The 20764-nt window shown below is 63.2% G+C and carries 17 protein-coding genes and 2 pseudogenes; 10 read left to right on the top strand and 9 right to left on the bottom strand.

Going from position 1 to position 20764, the window contains the following annotated elements; all coding sequences use genetic code 11:
* The first annotated feature begins 371 nt into the window (after positions 1–371).
* The 4 genes and pseudogenes from LPB04_RS08935 to LPB04_RS08950 form a co-directional block, all read left to right on the top strand.
* Positions 372–3287 (top strand): ribonucleoside-diphosphate reductase subunit alpha, encoded by a 2916-nt coding sequence (locus LPB04_RS08935; protein ID WP_193688341.1) that lies wholly within the window; start codon positions 372–374, stop codon positions 3285–3287.
* A gap of 86 nt (positions 3288–3373) precedes the next feature.
* Positions 3374–4480: a ribonucleotide-diphosphate reductase subunit beta gene (locus LPB04_RS08940; RefSeq protein WP_193688342.1), complete on the top strand. Its 1107-nt coding sequence runs from the start codon at positions 3374–3376 to the stop codon at positions 4478–4480.
* A gap of 262 nt (positions 4481–4742) precedes the next feature.
* Positions 4743–5083: pseudogene (locus LPB04_RS08945) on the top strand (ribonucleotide-diphosphate reductase subunit beta); the annotation flags it as partial.
* A gap of 94 nt (positions 5084–5177) precedes the next feature.
* Positions 5178–5518: pseudogene (locus LPB04_RS08950) on the top strand (ribonucleotide-diphosphate reductase subunit beta); the annotation flags it as partial.
* 678 nt (positions 5519–6196) lie between these two features.
* On the opposite strand, the gene LPB04_RS24030 reads toward LPB04_RS08950, so the two are convergent.
* A complete protein-coding gene (locus tag LPB04_RS24030; RefSeq protein ID WP_227496784.1) occupies positions 6197–7264 on the bottom strand; it encodes a hypothetical protein in 1068 nt (355 codons plus the stop codon).
* Positions 7265–7577: 313 nt separating this feature from the next.
* Here LPB04_RS24030 and LPB04_RS24360 point away from each other — a divergent pair, with 313 nt between their 5' ends.
* Both LPB04_RS24360 and LPB04_RS08960 read left to right on the top strand, forming a co-directional pair.
* Entirely contained in the window at positions 7578–7874 is a 297-nt protein-coding gene (locus LPB04_RS24360) for a histone (protein WP_307727400.1), read from the top strand.
* An 81-nt stretch (positions 7875–7955) separates the two neighbouring features.
* On the top strand, positions 7956–8483 hold the full coding sequence (locus tag LPB04_RS08960; protein WP_227496676.1) for a YggT family protein: 528 nt from the start codon (positions 7956–7958) through the stop codon (positions 8481–8483).
* 180 nt (positions 8484–8663) lie between these two features.
* Here the strand turns inward: LPB04_RS08960 and LPB04_RS08965 are convergent, their stop codons facing one another.
* The 8 genes from LPB04_RS08965 to LPB04_RS09000 all read right to left on the bottom strand — a co-directional run bounded on the left by LPB04_RS08965 (position 8664) and on the right by LPB04_RS09000 (position 15913).
* On the bottom strand, positions 8664–9605 hold the full coding sequence (locus tag LPB04_RS08965; protein WP_193688343.1) for a carbohydrate kinase family protein: 942 nt from the start codon (positions 9603–9605) through the stop codon (positions 8664–8666).
* 18 nt (positions 9606–9623) lie between these two features.
* Complete coding sequence (locus LPB04_RS08970; RefSeq protein ID WP_193688344.1) at positions 9624–11129, bottom strand: zinc-ribbon and DUF3426 domain-containing protein; 1506 nt, start codon at positions 11127–11129, stop codon at positions 9624–9626.
* A 10-nt stretch (positions 11130–11139) separates the two neighbouring features.
* Positions 11140–12096, bottom strand: a complete 957-nt coding sequence (gene prmA, locus LPB04_RS08975; RefSeq protein ID WP_193688345.1) for a 50S ribosomal protein L11 methyltransferase — start codon at positions 12094–12096, stop codon at positions 11140–11142.
* Complete coding sequence (gene accC / locus LPB04_RS08980) at positions 12093–13481, bottom strand: acetyl-CoA carboxylase biotin carboxylase subunit (protein WP_193688346.1); 1389 nt, start codon at positions 13479–13481, stop codon at positions 12093–12095. Before accC ends, prmA begins: the two co-directional genes overlap by 4 nt.
* A gap of 105 nt (positions 13482–13586) precedes the next feature.
* Entirely contained in the window at positions 13587–14051 is a 465-nt protein-coding gene (accB, locus tag LPB04_RS08985) for an acetyl-CoA carboxylase biotin carboxyl carrier protein (protein WP_193688347.1), read from the bottom strand.
* 99 nt (positions 14052–14150) lie between these two features.
* Positions 14151–14582, bottom strand: coding sequence for a type II 3-dehydroquinate dehydratase (aroQ, locus tag LPB04_RS08990; protein WP_193688915.1), 432 nt, complete (start codon positions 14580–14582; stop codon positions 14151–14153).
* Positions 14583–14711: 129 nt separating this feature from the next.
* A complete protein-coding gene (locus tag LPB04_RS08995) occupies positions 14712–15284 on the bottom strand; it encodes a TlpA family protein disulfide reductase (RefSeq protein WP_193688348.1) in 573 nt (190 codons plus the stop codon).
* Positions 15281–15913, bottom strand: coding sequence for a hypothetical protein (locus tag LPB04_RS09000; RefSeq protein ID WP_193688349.1), 633 nt, complete (start codon positions 15911–15913; stop codon positions 15281–15283). The genes LPB04_RS08995 and LPB04_RS09000 overlap by 4 nt, the downstream gene beginning before the upstream one ends.
* A gap of 76 nt (positions 15914–15989) precedes the next feature.
* On the opposite strand from LPB04_RS09000, the gene mpl reads away from it, so the two are divergent.
* Genes mpl through LPB04_RS09020 form a run of 4 tightly spaced genes read left to right on the top strand, consistent with a single transcriptional unit; the run spans position 15990 to position 20578 of the window.
* Positions 15990–17360 (top strand): UDP-N-acetylmuramate:L-alanyl-gamma-D-glutamyl-meso-diaminopimelate ligase, encoded by a 1371-nt coding sequence (mpl, locus tag LPB04_RS09005; protein WP_193688350.1) that lies wholly within the window; start codon positions 15990–15992, stop codon positions 17358–17360.
* Positions 17357–17962 (top strand): YqiA/YcfP family alpha/beta fold hydrolase, encoded by a 606-nt coding sequence (locus tag LPB04_RS09010; protein ID WP_193688351.1) that lies wholly within the window; start codon positions 17357–17359, stop codon positions 17960–17962. The genes mpl and LPB04_RS09010 overlap by 4 nt, the downstream gene beginning before the upstream one ends.
* The gene (locus LPB04_RS09015) at positions 17959–18543 is read left to right on the top strand and encodes a chorismate--pyruvate lyase family protein (protein WP_193688916.1); all 585 of its coding nucleotides are present in this window, start codon (positions 17959–17961) and stop codon (positions 18541–18543) included. Before LPB04_RS09010 ends, LPB04_RS09015 begins: the two co-directional genes overlap by 4 nt.
* A gap of 1 nt (position 18544) precedes the next feature.
* Positions 18545–20578 carry a ribonuclease catalytic domain-containing protein gene (locus LPB04_RS09020; RefSeq protein ID WP_193688352.1) on the top strand — a complete coding sequence of 678 codons (2034 nt, stop codon included), beginning with the start codon at positions 18545–18547 and terminating at the stop codon, positions 20576–20578.
* Positions 20579–20764 lie beyond the last annotated feature (186 nt).

Raw genomic sequence — 20764 nt, forward strand, 5'->3', positions numbered from 1 at the left:
GTCCAGCGCTCCGATGTCAAGAGTCCGGGACATAAAAAACACCTGAATTTGAAAATTTATTCACTTGCGGCTTGCGCCGGCCAAGTACTACAATTAGTCCAATGTCAAACCACGGCACTAGATCTAGTAGTAGCAGGCTCAAGTGTCAAAGACCTTTTGTGTAGCAGTGGCAACAATGGCATAGTGTGCGTCTTGTTGTTCGAATTTGCTCCAAGCAAGATAAATCCATCCGCAGCAACGTTGTCCAGCCTGGTTACTCAGGCTGGCCGGGGTTCGTTTTGCTTCGTATTTTTTAGTTAATTTTTGGCTGCCCGTGATGCGGGTGATCGATAAACATAGGCGGCAGCCCGACTGCCCTTCCTGGAGGCCCCATGCAGACTTCTCAAGACATTTCCATCCACCCGCAAGCGGCACCAGGAACGGCAGCCGGCGCCAATAGCGCCGCCGAACTGGCCGCCCGCGCGGACTACCGCATCCTGCGCCGCAACGGCGCCGTCGTCCCGTTCGAGCCAAATAAAATCTCGGTCGCGATGACCAAGGCCTTCCTGGCGGTCGCCGGTGGCCAGGGCGCGGTCTCGGCCCGCATCCGCGAGCTGGTGGAAGAGCTGACCAATAACGTGGTCGCTGCCCTGATGCGCCGCCAGCCGAACGGCGGCACCTTCCACATCGAAGATGTGCAGGACCAGGTCGAACTGTCCTTGATGCGCTCGGGCGAACACGATGTCGCGCGCGCCTATGTCCTGTACCGCGCCAAGCAGATGGAAGAGCGCCGCGCCGCCAAGGAAGCCGCCGGTGCCCAGCACGTGGCCGCGCCGCAGATCCACGTGGTCGATGGCGGCCAGCGCGTGCCGCTCGACGTCAACTATGTGCACGCCCTGGTGAACGCCGCCTGCGCCGGCCTGGAAAAGCACGTCGACGCCGACGCCATCGTCGCCGAGACCCTGCGCAACCTGTACGACGGCGTGCCGGTCGAAGAGCTGCACAAGTCCGCCATCCTGGCTGCGCGCGCGCTGATGGAAACCGATCCGGCCTACAGCCAGGTCACGGCCCGCATCCTGCTGCACACGATCCGCAAGGAAGTCTTCGGCAAGGAAGTCCCGCAAGCCAAGGCTGCGGCTGAATACATCACCTATTTCCCGCAGTACGTGGCGAAAGGCATCGAGAACGAACTGCTCGACGCCGAACTGGGCAACTATGACCTCGAGCGCCTGGCAAAAGCCATCGTCGCCGACCGCGACCTGCAATTCGGCTACATCGGCCTGCAGACCCTGTACGACCGTTACTTCCTGCACGTGCGCGAAACCCGCATCGAGATGCCGCAGGCCTTCTACATGCGCGTCGCCATGGGCCTGGCCCTGCGCGAAGCGGACCGCGAAGAGCGCGCCATCGAGTTCTACAACCTGCTGTCGAGCTTTGACTTCATGAGCTCGACGCCGACCCTGTTCAACTCGGGCACCCGCCGCTCGCAGCTGTCGTCCTGCTACCTGACCACCGTCGGCGACGACCTGGAAGGTATCTACGACGCCATTAAGGAAAACGCGCTGCTGTCGAAGTTTGCCGGTGGCCTCGGTAACGACTGGACCCCGGTGCGTGCGCTCGGCTCGCGCATCAAGGGCACCAACGGCAAGTCGCAAGGCGTGGTCCCGTTCCTGAAAGTGGTCAACGATACGGCCGTGGCCGTGAACCAGGGCGGCAAGCGCAAGGGCGCAGTGTGCGCCTACCTGGAAACCTGGCACATGGACATCGAGGAATTCCTCGACCTGCGCAAGAACACCGGCGACGACCGCCGCCGCACCCACGACATGAACACGGCGAACTGGATTCCCGACCTGTTCATGAAGCGCGTGATGGAAAAGGGCTACTGGACCCTGTTCACCCCGAGCGAAACGCCGGACCTGCACGACCTGGTCGGTAAAGCCTTCGAACAAGCCTACCTGGCCTATGAGGCCAAGGCAGAGCGCGGCGAAATGCTGGTGTTCAAAAAGATCGAAGCGCTCGACCTGTGGCGCAAGATGCTGTCGATGCTGTTCGAAACCGGCCACCCATGGATCACGTTCAAGGATCCGTGCAACATCCGTTCGCCGCAGCAGCACATCGGCGTCGTGCACTCGTCGAACCTGTGCACCGAGATCACCCTGAACACCAGCGCCGACGAAATCGCGGTCTGCAACCTGGGCTCGATCAACATGCCGCAGCACATGAAGGGCGATGGCCTGGATCACGTGAAACTGCAGAAGACGATCCGCACCGCGATGCGCATGCTCGACAACGTCATCGACATCAACTACTACGCGGTCGACAAGGCGCGTAACTCGAACCTGCGCCACCGCCCGGTCGGCATGGGCATCATGGGCCACCAGGACTGCCTGCACATGATGCGCGTGCCGTTCGCCTCGGACAAGGCCGTCGAGTTCGCCGACAAGTCGATGGAAGCCGTCTGCTACTACGCCTACCTGGCCTCGACCGAGCTGGCCGAAGAGCGCGGCCGCTACGAGTCGTACGCCGGTTCGCTGTGGGACCGCGGCATCCTGCCGCAGGACTCGATCAAGCTGCTGGCGGAAGAGCGCGGCGGCTACCTCGAGCAGGACACGAGCGAATCGATGGACTGGACCGTGGTGCGCGAGCGTATCAAGCAGTTCGGCATGCGTAACTCGAACTGCGTGGCGATTGCCCCGACCGCGACGATCTCGAACATCATCGGCGTCTCGGCCTGCATCGAGCCGACCTTCCAGAACCTGTATGTGAAGTCGAACCTGTCCGGCGAATTCACCGAGATCAACGGCTACCTGGTGCGCGACCTGAAGGCACGCGACCTGTGGGACGAAGTCATGATCGCCGACCTGAAGTATTTCGACGGTTCGCTCAGCAAGATCGACCGCGTGCCGCAAGACCTGCGCGACATCTACGCCACGGCCTTCGAAGTCGAGCCGAAGTGGCTGGTCGAGCAGGCATCGCGCCGCCAGAAGTGGATCGACCAGGCCCAGTCGCTGAACATCTACATGGCCGGCGCCTCGGGCAAGAAGCTGGACGAGACCTATAAACTGGCCTGGCTGCGCGGCCTGAAGACGACCTATTACCTGCGCACCATCGCGGCGACGCACATGGAGAAGTCGACGACCCGTACCGGCGCCCTGAACGCGGTGCCGGTCTCGGGCGGCCTGGCGGCCGGCCACGCGGCGCCGGCAGCGGCTCCGGCGGCGGCACCTGCCCCCGTTGAAGCAGACGGCGCGGCTTGCTACCTGCGTCCGGGCGATGCCGGTTTCGACGAGTGCGAAGCGTGCCAATAAGTTGCCAATAAGCGGTCTTTAACTAATTAATCCACGCCCGGCCGAGTGCCGGGCGCAGTTGTCACAGAATTCAAGAGGAACAAATCATGCTGTCATGGGACGATGAACCAACGAGCGCCGCGCGCGCACCGCAAGCTGCTGGCCTGCCGGAAACCGTCGACGCCGCCCTGGTCGCCACCCGCGTGAACGCCGACGACAAGCGCATCATCAACGGCAAGACCGACGTCAACCAGCTGGTGCCCTTCAAATACAAGTGGGCCTGGGACAAGTACCTGGCCGGCTGCGCGAACCACTGGATGCCGCAGGAAGTGAACATGCAGCGCGACATCGAGCTCTGGAAGAGCCCGAACGGCCTGTCGGAGGACGAGCGCCGCCTGGTCAAGCGCAACCTGGGCTTTTTCGTGACGGCCGACTCGCTGGCCGCGAACAACATCGTGCTGGGTACCTACCGCCACATCACGGCCCCGGAATGCCGCCAGTACCTGCTGCGCCAGGCCTTCGAGGAGGCGATCCACACCCACGCCTACCAGTACATCGTCGAGTCGCTGGGACTGGATGAAAAAGAGATCTTCAACGCCTACAACGAGATCGCGTCGATCCACGACAAGGACCAGTTCCTGATTCCGTATATCAACGTGCTGACCGACCCTGATTTCAAAACCGGCACGCTGGAAGCGGACCAGACGCTACTGAAGTCGATCATCGTCTTCGCCTGCATGATGGAAGGCCTGTTCTTCTACGTCGGCTTCACCCAGATCCTGGCGCTGGGCCGCCAGAACAAGATGACCGGCGCCGCCGAGCAGTACCAGTACATCCTGCGCGACGAGTCGATGCACGTGAACTTCGGCATCGACCTGATCAACACGATCAAGATGGAAAACCCGCTGCTGTGGACCCCGGCCTTCCGCGACGAGATCAAGGCCCTGTTCCTGGAAGCGGTAGAACTCGAATACCGCTACGCCGAAGACACCATGCCGCGCGGCGTGCTGGGCCTGAACGCGACCATGTTCAAGGGCTACCTGCGCTTCATCGCCAACCGCCGCGCCGTGCAGATCGGGCTCGATCCGCTGTTCCCGGCCGAAGAGAATCCATTCCCATGGATGAGCGAGATGATCGACCTGAAGAAGGAACGTAACTTCTTCGAGACCCGCGTGACGGAGTACCAGACGGGTGGGGCGCTGAACTGGGATTGATTCCAGCTGCTCTATATAGATGTCGAAAGCCCGATGAGGAATCATCGGGCTTTTTTTATGCGCTAACCTAGACCGAACCTGACTCCACGTAGCGACCTGATCAACACGATCAAGATGAAAAACTCGCTGCCATGAACTCCGGCCTCCCGGGACAAGATCAAGCCCCTGTTCCTGGCTGCTCTATATAGATGTCGAAAGCCCGATGAGGAATCATCGGGCTTTTTTTATGCGCTAACCTAGACCGAACCTGACTCCACGTAGCGACCTGATCAACACGATCAAGATGGAAAACTCGCTGCCATGAACCCCGGCCTCCCGGGACAAGATCAAGACCCTGTTCCTGGAAGCCGTCAACTTCCATACCGCTACGCCGAAGACACCATGCCGCGCGGCGTGCTGGGCCTGAACGCGACCATGTTCAAGGGCTACCTGCGCTTCATCGCCAACCGCCGCGCCGTGCAGATCGGGCTCGATCCGCTGTTCCCGGCCGAAGACAATCCATTCCCATGGATGAGCGAGATGATCGACCTGAAGAAGGAACGTAACTTCTTCGAGACCCGCGTGACGGAGTACCAGACGGGTGGGGCGCTGAACTGGGATTGATTCCAGCTGCTCTATATAGATGTCGAGAAGCCCGGTGAAAAATCATCGGGCTTTTTTTATGCGCTAACCTAGACCGAACCTGACTCCACGTAGCGACTTGATCAACACGATCAAGATGGATAACCCGCTGCTGTGGCCCCCGGCCTTCCGGGACAAGATCAAGACCCTGTTCCTGGAAGCCGTCAACTTCCATACCGCTACGCCGAAGACACCAAGCCGCGCGGCCTGCTGGGCCTGAACGCGACCATGTTCAAGGGCTACCTGCGCTTCATCGCGAATCGCCGCGCCGTGCAGATCGGGCTCGATCCGCTGTTCCCGGCCGAAGAGAATCCATTCCCATGGATGAGCGAGATGATCGACCTGAAGAAGGAACGTAGCTTCTTCGAGACGCGCGTGACGGAGTACCAGACGGGTGGGGCGCTGAACTGGGATTGATTCCAGCTGCTCTATATAGATGTCGAGAAGCCCGGTGAAAAATCACCGGGCTTTTTTTATGCGCGTGCGCCGTCGGGGCGCGTCACGATGCCGAATGTCTGGCGTCCGTGACGGTCAAAGCAGATAAATCGTCTCGACTTGGCGCGCGTCCTTCGTTGGCCGGCCGAAGCAGGTCCATTTCAAGGGAGGCCTGATGGAATCAGGCGCGCTTTGAAATGAAGCGGCGCGGCGCGCGCTGAAGTTCCCGCACGGGGTTTGTTGTAGTCGTAGCGAAGAAGTGAATTTACGCGTGCGCGGGTTGCGGAGTGACAAGGTTTTCGTGTACTTTACGTGATTGAATTTGTCAAAACGTGAACATGGCCTTTTTCGCATGCTCGCAGGCAGACAAAACCGATTGAAAAAGGGAGTCGAAACAGCCTCGGCAAGCGCAGCAAATGCGGCGCGAAATGAGCTTCGAGACTTCCGTAATGGGACGCTGATTCAAGCCAGCATGCACATAAGCGTAACGAAAAGAACAAGCCGCACTGCCTGATCCTTTTCAGGCAAGGCGGCTTTTTCTTTTCGTGCTCGTAAGGGCAGCGATGTGAAAGCGCAGCTAAGTAATGGATGGGTGTCCCGACGTCGTTGGCTGAAGCGCTGCAATTGTGAGGAGTTGCAGCAGTTCAGCTGGTGCCGGATTCATTGGCAGTAACCCAAACGGTTTATGCCGATGAATAACCCGCCCGGCCATCCGGACGGACGGGTTTCAACCTTGTAGCGTATTTTCTCATCGCAGAGAAGGAGAACTAAAATGGCAACAGCAGCGAAGAAACCAGCAGCAAAACCGGCAGCGAAATCGGCCGCCGCAGAGAAACCAGCCGCCAAGTCGGCAGCGAAGACGACGGCCAAAGCGGCCGCCAAGCCTGCTGCCAAACCGGCAGCAAAAGCTGCATCGAAGACTCCGGCAAAAGCTGCCGCAAAACCAGCGGCGAAGGCCGCTGCAAAGCCAGCAGCAAAACCAGCAGCGAAGAAAGCCGCCGCCAAGCCGGCAGCCAAGCCGGCTGCAAAGAAAGCCGCCGCTAAACCGGCAGCCAAGCCAGCTGCCAAGAAAGCCGCTGCCAAGCCGGCAGCCAAGCCGGCTGCAAAGAAAGCCGCCGCTAAACCGGCAGCCAAGCCAGCTGCCAAGAAAGCCGCTGCTAAATCCGCCGCCAAGCCAGTAGCAAAAGCAGCTGCCACCAAGTCGGCAGCCAAGCCAGCGGCCAAGAAGACCGCTACCAAAGCCGTAGCCAAGCCTGCCGCCAAGACCGCAGCCAAGTCGGCAGCCAAGCCGGCAGCGAAGAAGACCGCGACCAAAGCCGCGGCCAAGCCAGCTGCCAAGAAAACCGCGACCAAAGCAGCAGCCAAGCCTGCCGCCAAGACCGCAACCAAGTCGGCAGCCAAGCCAGCAGCGAAGAAGACCGCAACCAAAGCAGCAGCCAAGCCAGCAGCCAAAAAGACTGCAGCCGCCAAGCCGGTAGCAAAAGCAGCAGCGACCAAGTCGGCAGCCAAGGGGGCGTCTGCAAAGACGTCCGCGAAGAGCGCAGCCAAGGCACCGGCGAAGACCGCTGCCAAGGCGCCAGCCAAGTCCGCAGCGAAGACCGCTGCCAAAGCACCAGCCAAGTCGGCATCGAAGGGTCCGGCCAAGGCACCGGCGAAGACCGTCGCCAAGACCGCAGCCAAGGCACCAGCCAAGACTGCAGCCAAAGCATCAGCCAAGAGCGCTGCCAAGGGGACGGCTGCGAAGCCGTCCGCGAAAGCCGCTGCCACGAAGGCGCCGGTCAAGTCAGCCGCTAAGACTGCCACCCCAGCTCCAGCCAAGGCTGCTGCTACCAAGACCGCCGCTACCAAGACCGCAGCGCCAGCTCCGGCCAAAGCAGCAGCGACCAAGCCAGCCGCTACCAAGACCGCAGCATCCGCTCCGGCCAAAGCAGCAGCGACCAAGCCAGCCGCTACCAAGACCGCAGCATCCGCTCCGGCCAAAGCAGCAGCGACCAAGCCAGCCGCCAAGCCAGCTGCCAAAGCTGAAGCCAAGCCCGAAGCCATGAAGGCCGAAGCCAAGCCGGAAGCAGCGAAAGCCGAAGCCAAGCCGGAAGCAGCCAAGGCCGAAGCCAAGCCGGAAGCCGCCGCAGCACCTGCGGTGAAGGCGGAAGCCAAGCCGGAAGCGGCAGCCAAGCCAGCAGCCAAGAAAGCGGCAGCCAAGAAGCCGGCGGCCAAGGAAACGGAAGCCAAGCCAGCCCAGGCAGCAGGCGAAGCCAAGCCGGCCGCACCGGCACCAGCGGCGAAGACCGTGCTGGCACCGGCAGCCGCCTGGCCGTTCCCGACCAGCAGCCGTCCGTAATCCCGGGTCTGGCCCGCTTTAGGGCAAAATACCGCTGTGTGAACCGTTCACACAGCGGTTTTTTTATTTCAAGGAGTTCTCGTGCTGTCCATTCTTCAGTTGATCGTCGATACCATTGCCACTGTGCTGGGCGGGGTGCTCCTGTTGCGCTTCTGGATGCAGGCCATCCGCGTGCGTCCGCCAGCCTCGGTGGCGCAGTTCACCTTCACGCTGAGCGACTGGCTCGTGAAACCCCTGCGCCGCATCGTGCCGGGGGCAGGCGGCTACGACTGGGCAAGCCTGATCGGCGCCTTCCTGGTGGTGCTGCTGGCGACCTCGATCCTGTTCATCGTGGGGGCGTCGGCCGAGCAGGTGCTGCTGCTGGCGCTGGGGCGCTTCGTGAAGTGGATCATCTACGGGTTCATCGCGCTCCTGATCATCGAGGCGATCTTCAGCTGGGTCAATCCGCATGCGCCGCTGGCGCCGTTCGTGCATGCGCTGAACGATCCGCTGCTGCGGCCGATCCGCAAGGTGGTGCCGCCGATCGGCGGGCTGGATTTGTCGGTGCTGGTGGCGGTGCTGCTGCTGCAGATTGCGCTGTATTTGCTGAGGACTGTGGTGCCGATTTGATTGGGTAGTACGGATGTGAAAACGGGCAGCCTGGCTGCCCGTTTTTTTTGTGGCTTCGCTTGAGGTGCGTAACGCGTGGGCTCGGGGAGCCCGGTGAACCCGTCATTGAGGACATTGTCCTCAATGACCCCTACGGTGCGCATCCGCCAACAGTGTATGCCGGCGGTTGTACCCTTTTAATTATTTGAAGCGGTAGCCGAAGGCGGCTTCGAATTTATTGGCGATCTCGGCCGGAGTAAAACTGTGGTTCTGGCCGCCCTGGTGGGCGATCTTGATGGAGCCGAGCAGGCTGGCGATGCGGCCGGTGGTCGGCCAGTCGTAGCCTTGCGCGATGCCGTACAGGAGGCCGGCGCGGTATGCGTCGCCGCAGCCGGTCGGGTCGACCACGGCGGTGGCCGGCACGGCCGGGATGTCGTGGCGCTCGCCGCCGGCGTAGATCTCGGAACCCTTTTCGCCGCGGGTGACGATCAGCGCCTCCAGGCGCGCGGCGATCTGTTCGAGCGAGAGGCCGGTGCGGTCCATCACCATCTCGAATTCGTAGTCGTTCGCGGCCAGGTAGGTGGCCTGCTCGATGAAGGTCAGCAGTTCTTCGCCGCTGAACATCGGCAGCTGCTGGCCCGGGTCGAACATGAAAGGTACGCCCTGGGCGGCGCAGTCGCGCGCGTGCTTGAGCATGCCGTCGCGGCCGTCCGGGGCGATGATCGCCACGCGCAGCGGGCCCTGGTCGGCGACGTTGTTCTCGTGCGAGAACTGCATCGCGCCCGGGTGGAAGGCGTTGATCTGGTTGTTGTCCTGGTCGGCGGTGACGAAGCACTGGGCCGTGTAGGCGTCCTGGATCGTCTTGATGGCGCGCGTCTTGATGCCGAAGTTGCGCAGGCGCTCGAGGTAGTCGGCGCCGTCCTGGCCGAGGGTGGCCATGATCAGGGGCTCGCCGCCGAGCAGCTTGAGGTTATAGGCGATGTTCGCCGAGCAGCCGCCGTATTCGGTGCGCAGGGTCGGTACCAGGAAGGAGACGTTCACGCGGTGCAGCTGGTCGGCCAGCAGGGTCTCGGCGAAACGGCCGTGGTATTGCATGATCTTGTCGAATGCGAGCGATCCGCAGATCAGGGTAGCTTGGGTCATGTGAGGTCCAACGTCAATTCAGGGGTAGAAGACGGCAATGTGGTAGCCGGAAGGTTTCAGGTCCTCCACGCGGAAGTGGAGTTTGATCGCGTGTTCGGCGCGCGGCGCGATGCCGTTCGCGGCCGGGGTGTCGGCGGCAAGATAATCCCTGGGGCCGAATACGCGGCGCACCAGCGGCTTGTCGTTGGCGTCGGTCAGCGCCAGTTCCAGGCTCGGCCAGGCCTGGGCCGTGGTGCCGGCGTTGCGCAGCTCGGTGGTGAAGGAATAGACGCCGCCGCCGAGCGTGGTCAGTTCGCCCGTTTCGATGGCGAGGTTGTCGATCTGGGCCGGCAGTTCGACGCGGCAGCCGAAGACAGCGCAGCCGGAGACGAGGGCCGGTTTCGCGGCCGGGAAGCGGGCGGCGAGGGCGTTGCGGAAGTTCAGTACCCCTTGCGCGAACAGGAGGATCAACAGGGCGATGGCGCCGGCGACCAGCGCGATCTTGCGCGCGCGCCCGTTCTGCTCCTGCTGGCGGCCGCGCTTGACGAACTCCGGCTCGTCGATCTCGGCCGCGCGCAGTTTCGGTTGCGCTTCGATGCGGGTGGGCGTGAGCTTCGAGCGGCGCGCGGCGGCCTTTTCGGCACGCTTGGCGGCCGGCGTGCGCGCAATCGGCGGCACATGGGCGGCGGCGGGCGGCGTGACCACGCTGGCGGTCGATTCGCGCATCAGCAGCGGCGGCGCGTCGTCGGCGGGAACGTTGGCGCGTGGCGCGGGCGCAGCCGGTTCCAGTTCCGGTTCGTGGCCGGGCAGGGGCGCGGCGACCAGTTCTTCGTCGACCGGCAGGCCGAAGGCGGGCTCGATGCGGCCGGCGTGCTGCGGGACGAGCGGCTCAGGCTCCGCTTGCGCTTCGAGGACGGGTTCGGCCGCGTCGTCGGGCTGCGGCGCAAGGGCGGCCGGCTCCGGCGCGGCGGGCGGTGTCGCCTCCGCAACCGGCTCCGGGTTCTTCAACAGCTGCGACCAGGGCGGCATGGCCGGCTGGACGGGCTCCTCGTCGATCACGGGTTCTTCGGCTGCGGACCCGGACGCCTCGACCGCGACCGCTTCGGGCAGGGGCGTTTCCACTTCAGGCGCCGCGGGTGCATCGACTTTCGGCAGGATCCCGAACGGATCGAAGGTATGGTCGAAGTCGAGCGTGTAGACCGGCTGGTCCTCGAAACGCGGCAGCTCGACCGTCATGTCGAGCGGCGCGAGCGCTTCGTCGTCAGCCAGGGACGCCTCCTCAAGGGCAGGCGCAGGCTCGGGTTCGGGTTCGGATATGGGGGCGGGTTCGACGACGGCAGCGGGCGCCGCGTCGGGAGAGGGCAGATCAGGCTTGGCAGCCACCGGCGCCTTGGCCGGCAGCGCATCGAGGTCCACCAGGGTGGCGCTGCCGTCGAAGATCTCCTGGCAGGAGCCGCAACGCACAATGCCCCCACGCAGCTTGAGTTGGTCCGAGGCGACCCGGAACATCGTGCCGCAATGGGGGCATTGGGTGGCAAGCGCCATGCCGGGCTCCTTAACCGTTGGTAGTGGAGCGCGCGGCCGGTACCGTATCCTGGCCGAGCGTCCCGTGAAGGGCAACCCAGCCGTCCTGCTCGGCCCAGACGCCCAGCTTGATGAAAGGTGCGTAGGCGGCGGCCACTTCGTCGGCCTGGCGCGCCAGCACGCCCGAGAGCACCAGCGAACCGCCAGGCGCCACGCGGCCCGACAACATCGGCGCCATCAGCTTCAATGGGCTCGACAGGATGTTGGCCACGACGATGTCGAACTTGCCATTTGCATGGCGCTCGTTCGACGAGGCGGCAAATGCGTCCGGCACGTAGAAATCGATTTCGCAGTTGTTACGCTCGGCATTCGCACGCGCCGATTCGATCGCCTGCGGATCGATGTCGACCCCGGCCACGTCGCCGGCGGCCAGCTTCTTGGCGACCATCGCCAGGATGCCGGAACCGCAGCCGTAGTCCAGGACGCTCTTGCCCGGTGCCGGATGGGCTTCCAGCCACTCCATGCACAGGCGGGTGGTCGGATGGCTGCCGGTGCCAAACGCCAGGCCCGGATCGAGTTCGAGAATGAGCCCGTTCGGGTCCGGCGCTTCGTGCCAGCTCGGCACGACCCAGATGTTGGTGCCGATGTGGATCGGTTCGAATTGCGACTGCGTCAGGCGTACCCAGTCGGCATCGGCCACCGCGCGGGTGGAAAACGCCGGCACGGTAGTGAGCCCGATGGCGGCGGCCGCTTCCGCGACGATGGCCTGTTGGTCAGCGTCGATGTCAGTCAGGGCCACGACACGGCTGTGATCCCAGGCCGCCTCGGTCGGCTCCATGCCAGGTTCGCCGAACAGCGGCTTTTCCTGGTCGGTGCCTTCGTCGGCATCTTCCACCGAAACCGACAGCGCGCCCGCTTCCATCAAGGCGTCGGACAGGCCTTCCGCGTGCTCGCGTGCGATTTCGATGATGACTTCGGTCCAGCTCATGCGTCAGCCTTGTTTTCCGGGGCCACGACCACTTTCGTGTCAGGGCGATTCGCCAGCTTCTGCTCCAGGTAATGGATGTTGGTGCCGCCTTCGATGAAGCGGGCATCGACCATCAGTTCGCGGTGCAGCTGGATGTTGGTCAAAATACCCTCAACCACCATTTCCGACAACGCAATTTGCATGCGGCGGATTGCTTGCTCACGAGTAGCACCGTAGGAAATTACCTTGCCGATCATCGAGTCGTAATGAGGTGGCACATAGTAGCCCGCATACGAGTGCGAATCGACACGGATGCCGGGACCGCCCGGCGGGTGCCAGCCGGTGATGCGGCCAGGGGACGGCGTAAACTTGAATGGGTCTTCCGCATTGATGCGGCATTCGATCGCGTGGCCGGCCAGCATGATGTCGCGCTGGCGGAAGCGCAGCTTCTCGCCGCAGGCGATGCGGATCTGTTCCTGCACGATGTCGATGCCGGTGATCATTTCCGTGACCGGGTGTTCGACCTGGACGCGTGTGTTCATTTCGATGAAATAGAACTCGCCGTTTTCATACAGGAATTCGAAGGTACCGGCGCCGCGGTAGCCGATCTTGCGGCAGGCTTCGGCGCAGCGGTCGCCGATCTTCTCGATCAGCTTGCGCGGGATGCCCGGTGCCGGCGCTTCCTCGATCACCTTCTGGTGGCGGCGCTGCATCGAGCAGTCGCGTTCGCCCAGCCAGACGGCGTTTTTGTGTTCGTCGGCGAGGATCTGGATTTCCACGTGGCGCGGATTCTCCAGGTACTTCTCCATATAGACTTCCGGATTGCCGAAGGCGGTACCGGCTTCGGTCTTGGTCATCGCCACGGCGTTGAGCAGGGCCGCTTCGGTGTGGACCACGCGCATGCCGCGCCCGCCGCCGCCGCCGGCAGCCTTGATGATGACCGGATAGCCAACCTTGCGGGCGGTCTGGATGATTTCCTTCGGATCGTCAGGCAGGGCGCCATCCGAACCCGGCACGCAAGGCACGCCGGCGCGGATCATCGCCTGCTTGGCCGAGACCTTGTCGCCCATCAGGCGGATCGAATCGGAACGCGGGCCGATGAAGACGAAGCCCGATTTTTCCACGCGCTCGGCGAAGTCGGCGTTTTCCGACAGGAAGCCGTAGCCCGGGTGGATCGCTTCGGCGTCCGTCACTTCGGCGGCGCTGATAATCGCCGGCATGTTCAGGTAGCTCAGCGCGGACTGGGCCGGGCCGATGCAGACGGACTCGTCGGCCAGCTTCACATACTTGGCGTCCTTGTCGGCTTCGGAGTGGACGACCACCGTCTTGATGCCCATTTCGCGGCATGCGCGCTGGATACGCAGCGCGATTTCACCACGATTGGCGATAAGAATTTTTTCAAACATGGTTAGCTTCGGAGTGTGAGAGAGCCGGCGTCGTGCGCCGGCCTGGGTTCGGGATCATGCGGCCGGAACGATGTCACGGCCGGGCGGCGCAGCGAAAGCCGAAACTTAGCCGATCACGAACAGTGGCTGGCCGAATTCGACCGGCTGGCCATTTTCCACCAGGATCTTGGTCACCACGCCGGAGACATCGGCGTCGATTTCGTTCAGGAGTTTCATTGCCTCGATGATGCAGAGGGTGTCGCCTTCCTTGATGTTGGTGCCGACTTCGACGAACGCAGCGGCGCCCGGAGCGGACGAACGGTAGAAGGTGCCGACCATCGGCGACTTGACGACGTGACCAGTTTCAACGGCAACGGCCGGTGCTGCAGGCGCGGCCGGGGCAGCAGGAGCGGCGGCTGGGGCGGGCGCCGAATATTGCTGCATGCCGGACGGCATCATGACCATCTGGCCTTGGGGCGCGGCGGACGACTTGACGATGCGAACCTTGCTTTCGCCTTCGGTCACTTCGAGTTCAGCGATGTCCGATTCGGCGACGAGGTCGATCAAAGTCTTGAGTTTACGTAGATCCATGTGAAACCCCTTGGAATTATTGTGGTATTAAGAGAGTAAAACAGCGCGCCAAAAGAGGGCGCAGCCGAAGATGATGCATGAAGTTACTTGAGATTAACGCTATTTGAGCGCGAAGTCGATGGCATACCGGTATCCGTCGATGCCGAGCCCGCAGATGGTGCCGCGGGCCAGCGCCGACAGGTAGGAATGGTGGCGGAATTCTTCGCGCTGATAAATATTTGAGATATGGACCTCAATGAACGGGATCGCCACCGCAGCAAACGCATCGCGCAAGGCCACGCTCGTGTGGGTCAGCCCGCCAGGATTGATGACGATCGCGTCCACGCCTTCGCTACGGGCGGCGTGGATGCGGTCGATCAGCGCACCTTCGTGGTTGCTCTGAAAGCAGGAAAGCGACCCGCCCGCTGCGATGGCCTGGGCCGTCGCAGCGCTTTCGATGTCGGCCAGCGTTGCCGCGCCATACACCGCAGGCTCGCGGGTTCCCAATAAATTCAGGTTGGGACCGTTGAGCAGCAGTAGCTTTTTCGCCATTATTTTGTAGAGTCTATGCTCGAAAGTGACGCATTTTGCCGCCAACGTCAGCTATTGGCAAGCGATAAAATTCTCCGTGGATAACAACCACTTGCGCGGAGATCGGAAAAGAACGACCGTTCGCGAGCTCTACAGTGCCGCGAGGTCGGCCTTCAACTCGTCGAATTTCAGCTTGCCGAGGTAGGTCTTCCTTACCTGGCCGTCCGCGCCGATGAGTACCGTGAAGGGCAGGCCGCCATTCGTATTGCCGAAGGCGCGCGACAGTTCCGTGCCGCCCATGCCGCCTACATACAGCGGGTACTTGATGTTGTGCTTGGCCGCAAATTCGCTCATGGCCGAGGGCGAATCGATGCCGAGGCCGATGACATTGAAGCGCTTGCCGGCCTCTTCGTTGGCGAGGGCCGACAGCTCGGGCATTTCCTGGACGCAGGGTCCGCACCAGGTGGCCCAGAAGTTGACGAGCAGGGGTTTGCCTTTCCACTGCGACAGGGACTGCGGCTTGCCCGACAGGTCGTTCAGGGTTTGCGCATATAAGTGAGTGGAGGCGGTGTGCGCTGGGCCGCCGCCGTCCGGCGTACCGGCCGGGGCGATGCTGGTCGTCAGCGGAGCTGGCACCGGCTTCGTTTTGCTGCCGAACACAACGCCAAGGGCGCAAAAAATCGCTGCCACGGCCGCCACGGCGGCCATCTTTTTATTCTTCATTCGTCCTGTTCCAGGGATTCGTCGGTAGACATCAGGGCGCGCAGGCCGGCCGCGTCGACACGCTGCAGGCGGCCATCGCCCCGGGGTTTCAGTGCGCCGCGCAGATCGTGAAAATCGTAGAGCTCGGCATGCACCGCTTCCTTATGCCACAGGAAGCTCACCGTTTCAACGGGATCGTGTCTGGCGCCCTTGAAGTGGGGCGTTTCCGAGATATCTATATTGACGTTGCGGTTCAACAGATAAATCTCGACCTCTTTCGCGCTGTCGGCGAACAGTTGCAGGTGGATGTCGTCGTGCTCGCCGGCCGTGCCGTTCAGCACGGCCCCCGTCAGGTAAGGGCGGAATTCGGCCAGCGCATCCATCACTTGCAAGGCCGTTTCGCGCAGCGCCTGCAGGCGTTCGGCGTGGGCCGCGCCGCCGAACAGGGTCAAATAGCGCCGTACTTCCTCTTCGATCTCGCCGTTGTCCGGCATCAGGTTCGGCTGGGGCTGGTCCACACCCAGCACTTGCCGGGCGGCCTTTTTGCGTGCCGTGGGGTAGTCGGCGCCGTCTTGCGCGATCATGCGCGCAGCCGTCGCGGCGATCTGCGCACGCAGCTGCTGAAGGTCATTATTCTGGGTTGGCATCATGACCTCGATCATACTCTTGAACGGAAAATGGCATCGCGTCGGGTAGAATCGCGTATTCGCTTTATTCCTTACCATCATGCACATTCACATCCTCGGCATTTGCGGCACCTTCATGGGCGGCCTGGCGGTCCTGGCGAAAGAGGCCGGCCACCGCGTTACCGGTTGCGACGCCAACGTCTATCCCCCGATGAGTACCCAGCTCGAGGCCCAGGGTATCGAACTGATCCAGGGCTATGGCCCGGAACAGGTGTCGCTCAATCCCGACCTGTATGTGGTGGGTAATGTGATGACGCGCGGTAATCCGCTGATCGAGGAAATCCTGAACCGCGGCCTGCCGTATGTGTCGGGTCCGCAGTGGATCGGCGAACATATTCTGCGCGAAAAATGGGTGCTGGCCGTGGCCGGCACCCACGGCAAGACGACGACCTCGTCGATGCTGGCCTGGATCCTGGAAGACGCGGGCTATGCGCCGGGCTTCCTGATCGGCGGCGTGCCGATGAATTTCGGTATTTCGGCGCGCCTGCAGGGCGCCACCGAATCGGACTTCTTCGTCATCGAAGCGGACGAATACGACACCGCCTTTTTCGACAAGCGCAGCAAGTTCGTGCACTACCACGCGAAGACGGCCGTGCTGAACAACCTCGAATTCGACCACGCCGACATCTTCCCGGACATCGGCGCCATCGAGACCCAGTTCCACCACCTGGTGCGTACCGTGCCGGGCGTCGGACGCCTGGTCGTGAACGGCGACGAAGCCTCGCTGGCGCGCGTGATCAAGCGCGGCTGCTGGAGCGAGAAGGAAACGTTTGGTTCGTCCGACGGCGTGAACTGGGCAATGGTCGAGCATCCGGGCGGCGCCAGCTTCGACGTCATGTTCAATGGCGAGAACCAGGGCACTGTGCACTGGGAACTGACCGGCAAGCACAACCGCTCGAACGCGCTGGCCGCGATTGCCGCTGCCCGCCACGTCGGCGTGCCGGTGGCGCAGGCCGTCGATTCGCTGTCTCGCTTCCAGAGCGTCAAGCGCCGCATGGAAGTACGCGGCGTGGTGAACAACGTCACCGTCTACGACGATTTCGCGCACCATCCAACCGCGATCGCGACCACGGTCGGCGGCCTGCGCCAGCGCATCGGCAGCGCGGGGCGCATCCTGGCCGTGCTGGAGCCCCGCTCGAACACGATGAAGCTGGGCGCCATGAAGGATGCGCTGCCGGGCAGTCTCAAGGATGCGGACCTCGTGTTCGGCTTCGGCAGCCAGCAGGCGCTGGGCTGGTCGCTGGCCGATGCCTTGAAGCCGCTGGGCACGATCGCGCACAGCTTCGACCAGATCGACTACATGGTGCAGGCCATCGTGCAGGCGGCCCAGCCGGGCGACCACATCCTCGTGATGAGCAATGGCGGCTTCGGCGGCGTGCACCAGAAGCTGCTCGAGGCGCTGGCGACATGATTTTGTACTTGCACGGCTTCCGCTCGTCGCCGCGTTCCTTTAAAGCGCGGGTGATGCAGGAACGCATGGCGGCGGCCGGCCGCGCGGGCGACCTGATCTGTCCGCAGCTGCCGGCGTCGCCGAAAGCGGCGATGGAACTGGCGCTGCTGCTGGCGGAACGCCATGCGCCGCACAACCTGTCCATCGTCGGTTCCTCGCTGGGCGGCTTTTATGCCACCTGGCTCGCCGAGCGGCTGGACGTACCGGCCGTGGTATTGAATCCCTCGGTCGATCCCCTGAAAAACCTGGAGCACCACGTCGGCGTGACGACGAACTGGCACTCAAGCGAACCTTTCGAATTCCGGCGCGAATACATCGATGAACTGGCCGCGCTGAAAGTGGCGCGCATCACCAGGCCGGAACGCTATTTCCTGATTGCCGCGACCGGCGACGAAGTGCTGGATTACCGCGACATGGTGAATCACTATGCCGGTGCGCGCCAGCACGTGATCGAGGGCAGCGACCACGCGATTTCCGAATTCCCGCAGTATGTGGATGAGGTGCTGGGCTTTTGCCAACCGCACGCGGACTGGTCGCCAGGGCGGGAGGGCGCGCCCCGGTGAGGGGACAATCGCTGCGCCTGGCGAAGTGGCATCGCAGGGCCGCCGCCGTCGGCGCCGAGGGGTCCATGCGCGGCTGGCTTGAAACGAAGGGTTCGCTGACGGCGCGCCTGGTGGCGCACAGCGCGGCGTTTCGCGTGCGGCGCCTGCACCAGGAGGTGGCGCTCTGTTCGCTGGAGGAGGCGGTGCCGATCGGCCTGCCGCGCCGCGAGCGCGTCTGGGAGCGCGAGGTTGTATTGTGCTGCGATGGCGTGCCGGTGGTCTTCGGCCACACCGTCGTACCGATGTCGGCCACGGCGAACGACTGGCCGCTGTTTTCGGCGCTGGGCGAGCAGTCGCTCGGCTCCACCCTGTTTTACGACCCCAAGGTCGTGCGCGGGTCGCTCAAATTTGCCCGGCTGCGCGCTGGCCACCCGCTGCTGGCGCGCGTGCGCGCAGCGCTTGGAGCTGACCTGGGTAGCAAGGATTTCCATGCGCGGCGCTGTGTTTACCGCCGTCATCAAGGCCTGTTGATGGTCACCGAAGTATTCTTGCCGGCTGTATTGGAGCTGACGGCAGCTGCAACAATAAAGATAGCGAAATAACATGAACGTATTTTTTGAAGAATCGGGCGACTTCAAGGTCGGCACGGTGTTGTCGACGGCTGGCGAAGCCTATCAGGTCGAACTGTCGAGCGGCAAACGGTCCAAGGTCAAGACCAAGGACGTCTTGCTCCAGTTCGAGAAACCGGCGCCCGAAGTGCTGCTGGACGAAGCCAGGGGGATCGCCGCCGAGGTCGACCTCGACTTCCTGTGGGAGGTGGCGGGGCAGGAAGAATTCGGCTTTGCCGAGCTGGGCGCCGAGTACTTCGGCCACGCCCCGTTGCCCGCGGAGGCCGCGGGCCTGGTGCTGGCCCTGCACAACGCCCCGATCTATTTCTATAAAAAGGGCCGTGGACGCTACAAGGCTGCGCCCGAGCAGTCGCTGCGCGCGGCCCAGGCCGGCATCGAAAAGAAAAAGCAGCAGGCACTGATCCAGGCCGGCTATGTCGAGGAACTCAAGGCGGGCACGCTGCCGGCCACGATGCAGCCGATCGTCGCCCAGTTGCTGTTCAAGCCGGACAAGAACACGATCGAATACAAGGCGCTGGAAGCCGCGGCCGACGAGCTGCAGACCACCGCGCCACGGCTGATGCTGGCCACCAAAGGCTTCGCCTCGCCCAAAGACCTGCACATGGGACGTTTCCTGTTCGAGAACTTCCCGCGTGGCGCCGGCTTCCCATCGGTCGCCGTGCCGAGCGCGCCGACTGCGCTGCCTGTCGCCAGGGTCGCCGCCTTCTCGATCGACGACGTCACCACCACCGAGATCGATGACGCCTTCTCGGTCGAGCACCTGGACGACGGCACCGTGCGCGTCGGCGTCCACATCGCCGCGCCGGGCCTGGCCATCAAGCCGGACGACGAGATCGACAAGATCGCCCGTGCGCGCATGTCGACCGTCTATATGCCGGGCGACAAGATCACGATGCTGCCGGACGAAGTCGTCAACGCCTTCACCCTGGCCGAGGGCACGACCTGCCCGGCACTGTCGCTGTACGCGGTCCTCGATCCGGCCGACTGGTCGACGATCTCGACCACGACGCGCGCCGAACTGGTGCCGATCCAGAGCAACCTGCGCCACAACGACCTCGACGAGCTGGTCAACGAAGAGACGCTGGAAAACGGGGCGGGCGAGTATCCGCACAAAATGGAATTGGCCCTGCTGTGGAAATGGGCGCTGAAACTCGAAGCGGGCCGTATGCAGAAGCGCGAAGCCTTCGGTTTGAAGCCGGAGCAGGCGAACCGGGTCGACTTCAATTTCTATGTCGAGGACGACGTGGTCTCGATCGTGCGCCGCAAGCGCGGCGCGCCGCTGGATAAAATCGTCGCCGAACTGATGATTTTCGCGAACAGCACCTGGGGCAAGCTGCTGCACGACTCCGGCGTGCCGGGCATCTACCGTTCGCAGGGCGCCGGCAGCGGCGCCGGCTGGGCGGCGAAGATGCAGGTGCGCATGGTCACCCATGCGGCCCCGCACCAGGGCCTGGGCGTCGATCAATACGCCTGGAGCACGTCGCCGCTGCGCCGCTACACGGACCTGGTGAACCAGTGGCAGATCATCGCCTGCGCCGAGCACGGCGTGACCGCGCCGCTGGTCGCCCCCTTCAAGCCACGCGATGCGACGCTGTTCTCGATCGTCTCCGCTTTCGATGCGGCGTATGCGTCCTACAACGACTTCCAGCAGACGATGGAACGCTACTGGTGCCTGCGCTGGCTGGGCCAGGAGGGCGTCAAGCAGGCCGAGGCCGTCGTGCTGAAGGACGACGTGCTGCGCCTGACGGACGTGCCGCTGGTGATCCGCCTGGCCGGCATGCCGCAGGTGGCGCGCGGCGCGCAAGTCAAACTCGATATCGTGCGCTGGGACGAGGTCGACCTGTCGCTCGAGGCGAGATTGCTCGAAGTGGCGGCGGCACCGGGCGAGGAGATCGCGTTCGAGGAAGAAGAGGGCGATAGCGGAGAAGCGGCGGTCGAAGAGGCAGTCGAAGCCGAAGGTGCGGTGGCAGTGGTCAGCACCGATGACCCTGCGCCAGCAGAATCGTAAGCCGTTAGCAGTCGTGTAACGTAGGGTGGGCTCCTGAGCCCACGCGGTGATACCTAGCTCCGAGATCAACGCGCACGAACGCGCAGCCGGTGCATATCACCGCGTGGGCACAAGTGCCCACCCTACGGTAGTGGTAACGATGTTGCCGTGCTGCCACCCAGCCCGCATCGGCAACCCACACGGCCG

The sequence above is a fragment of the Massilia litorea genome (assembly GCF_015101885.1).
GTDB lineage: Bacteria > Pseudomonadota > Gammaproteobacteria > Burkholderiales > Burkholderiaceae_D > Telluria > Telluria litorea.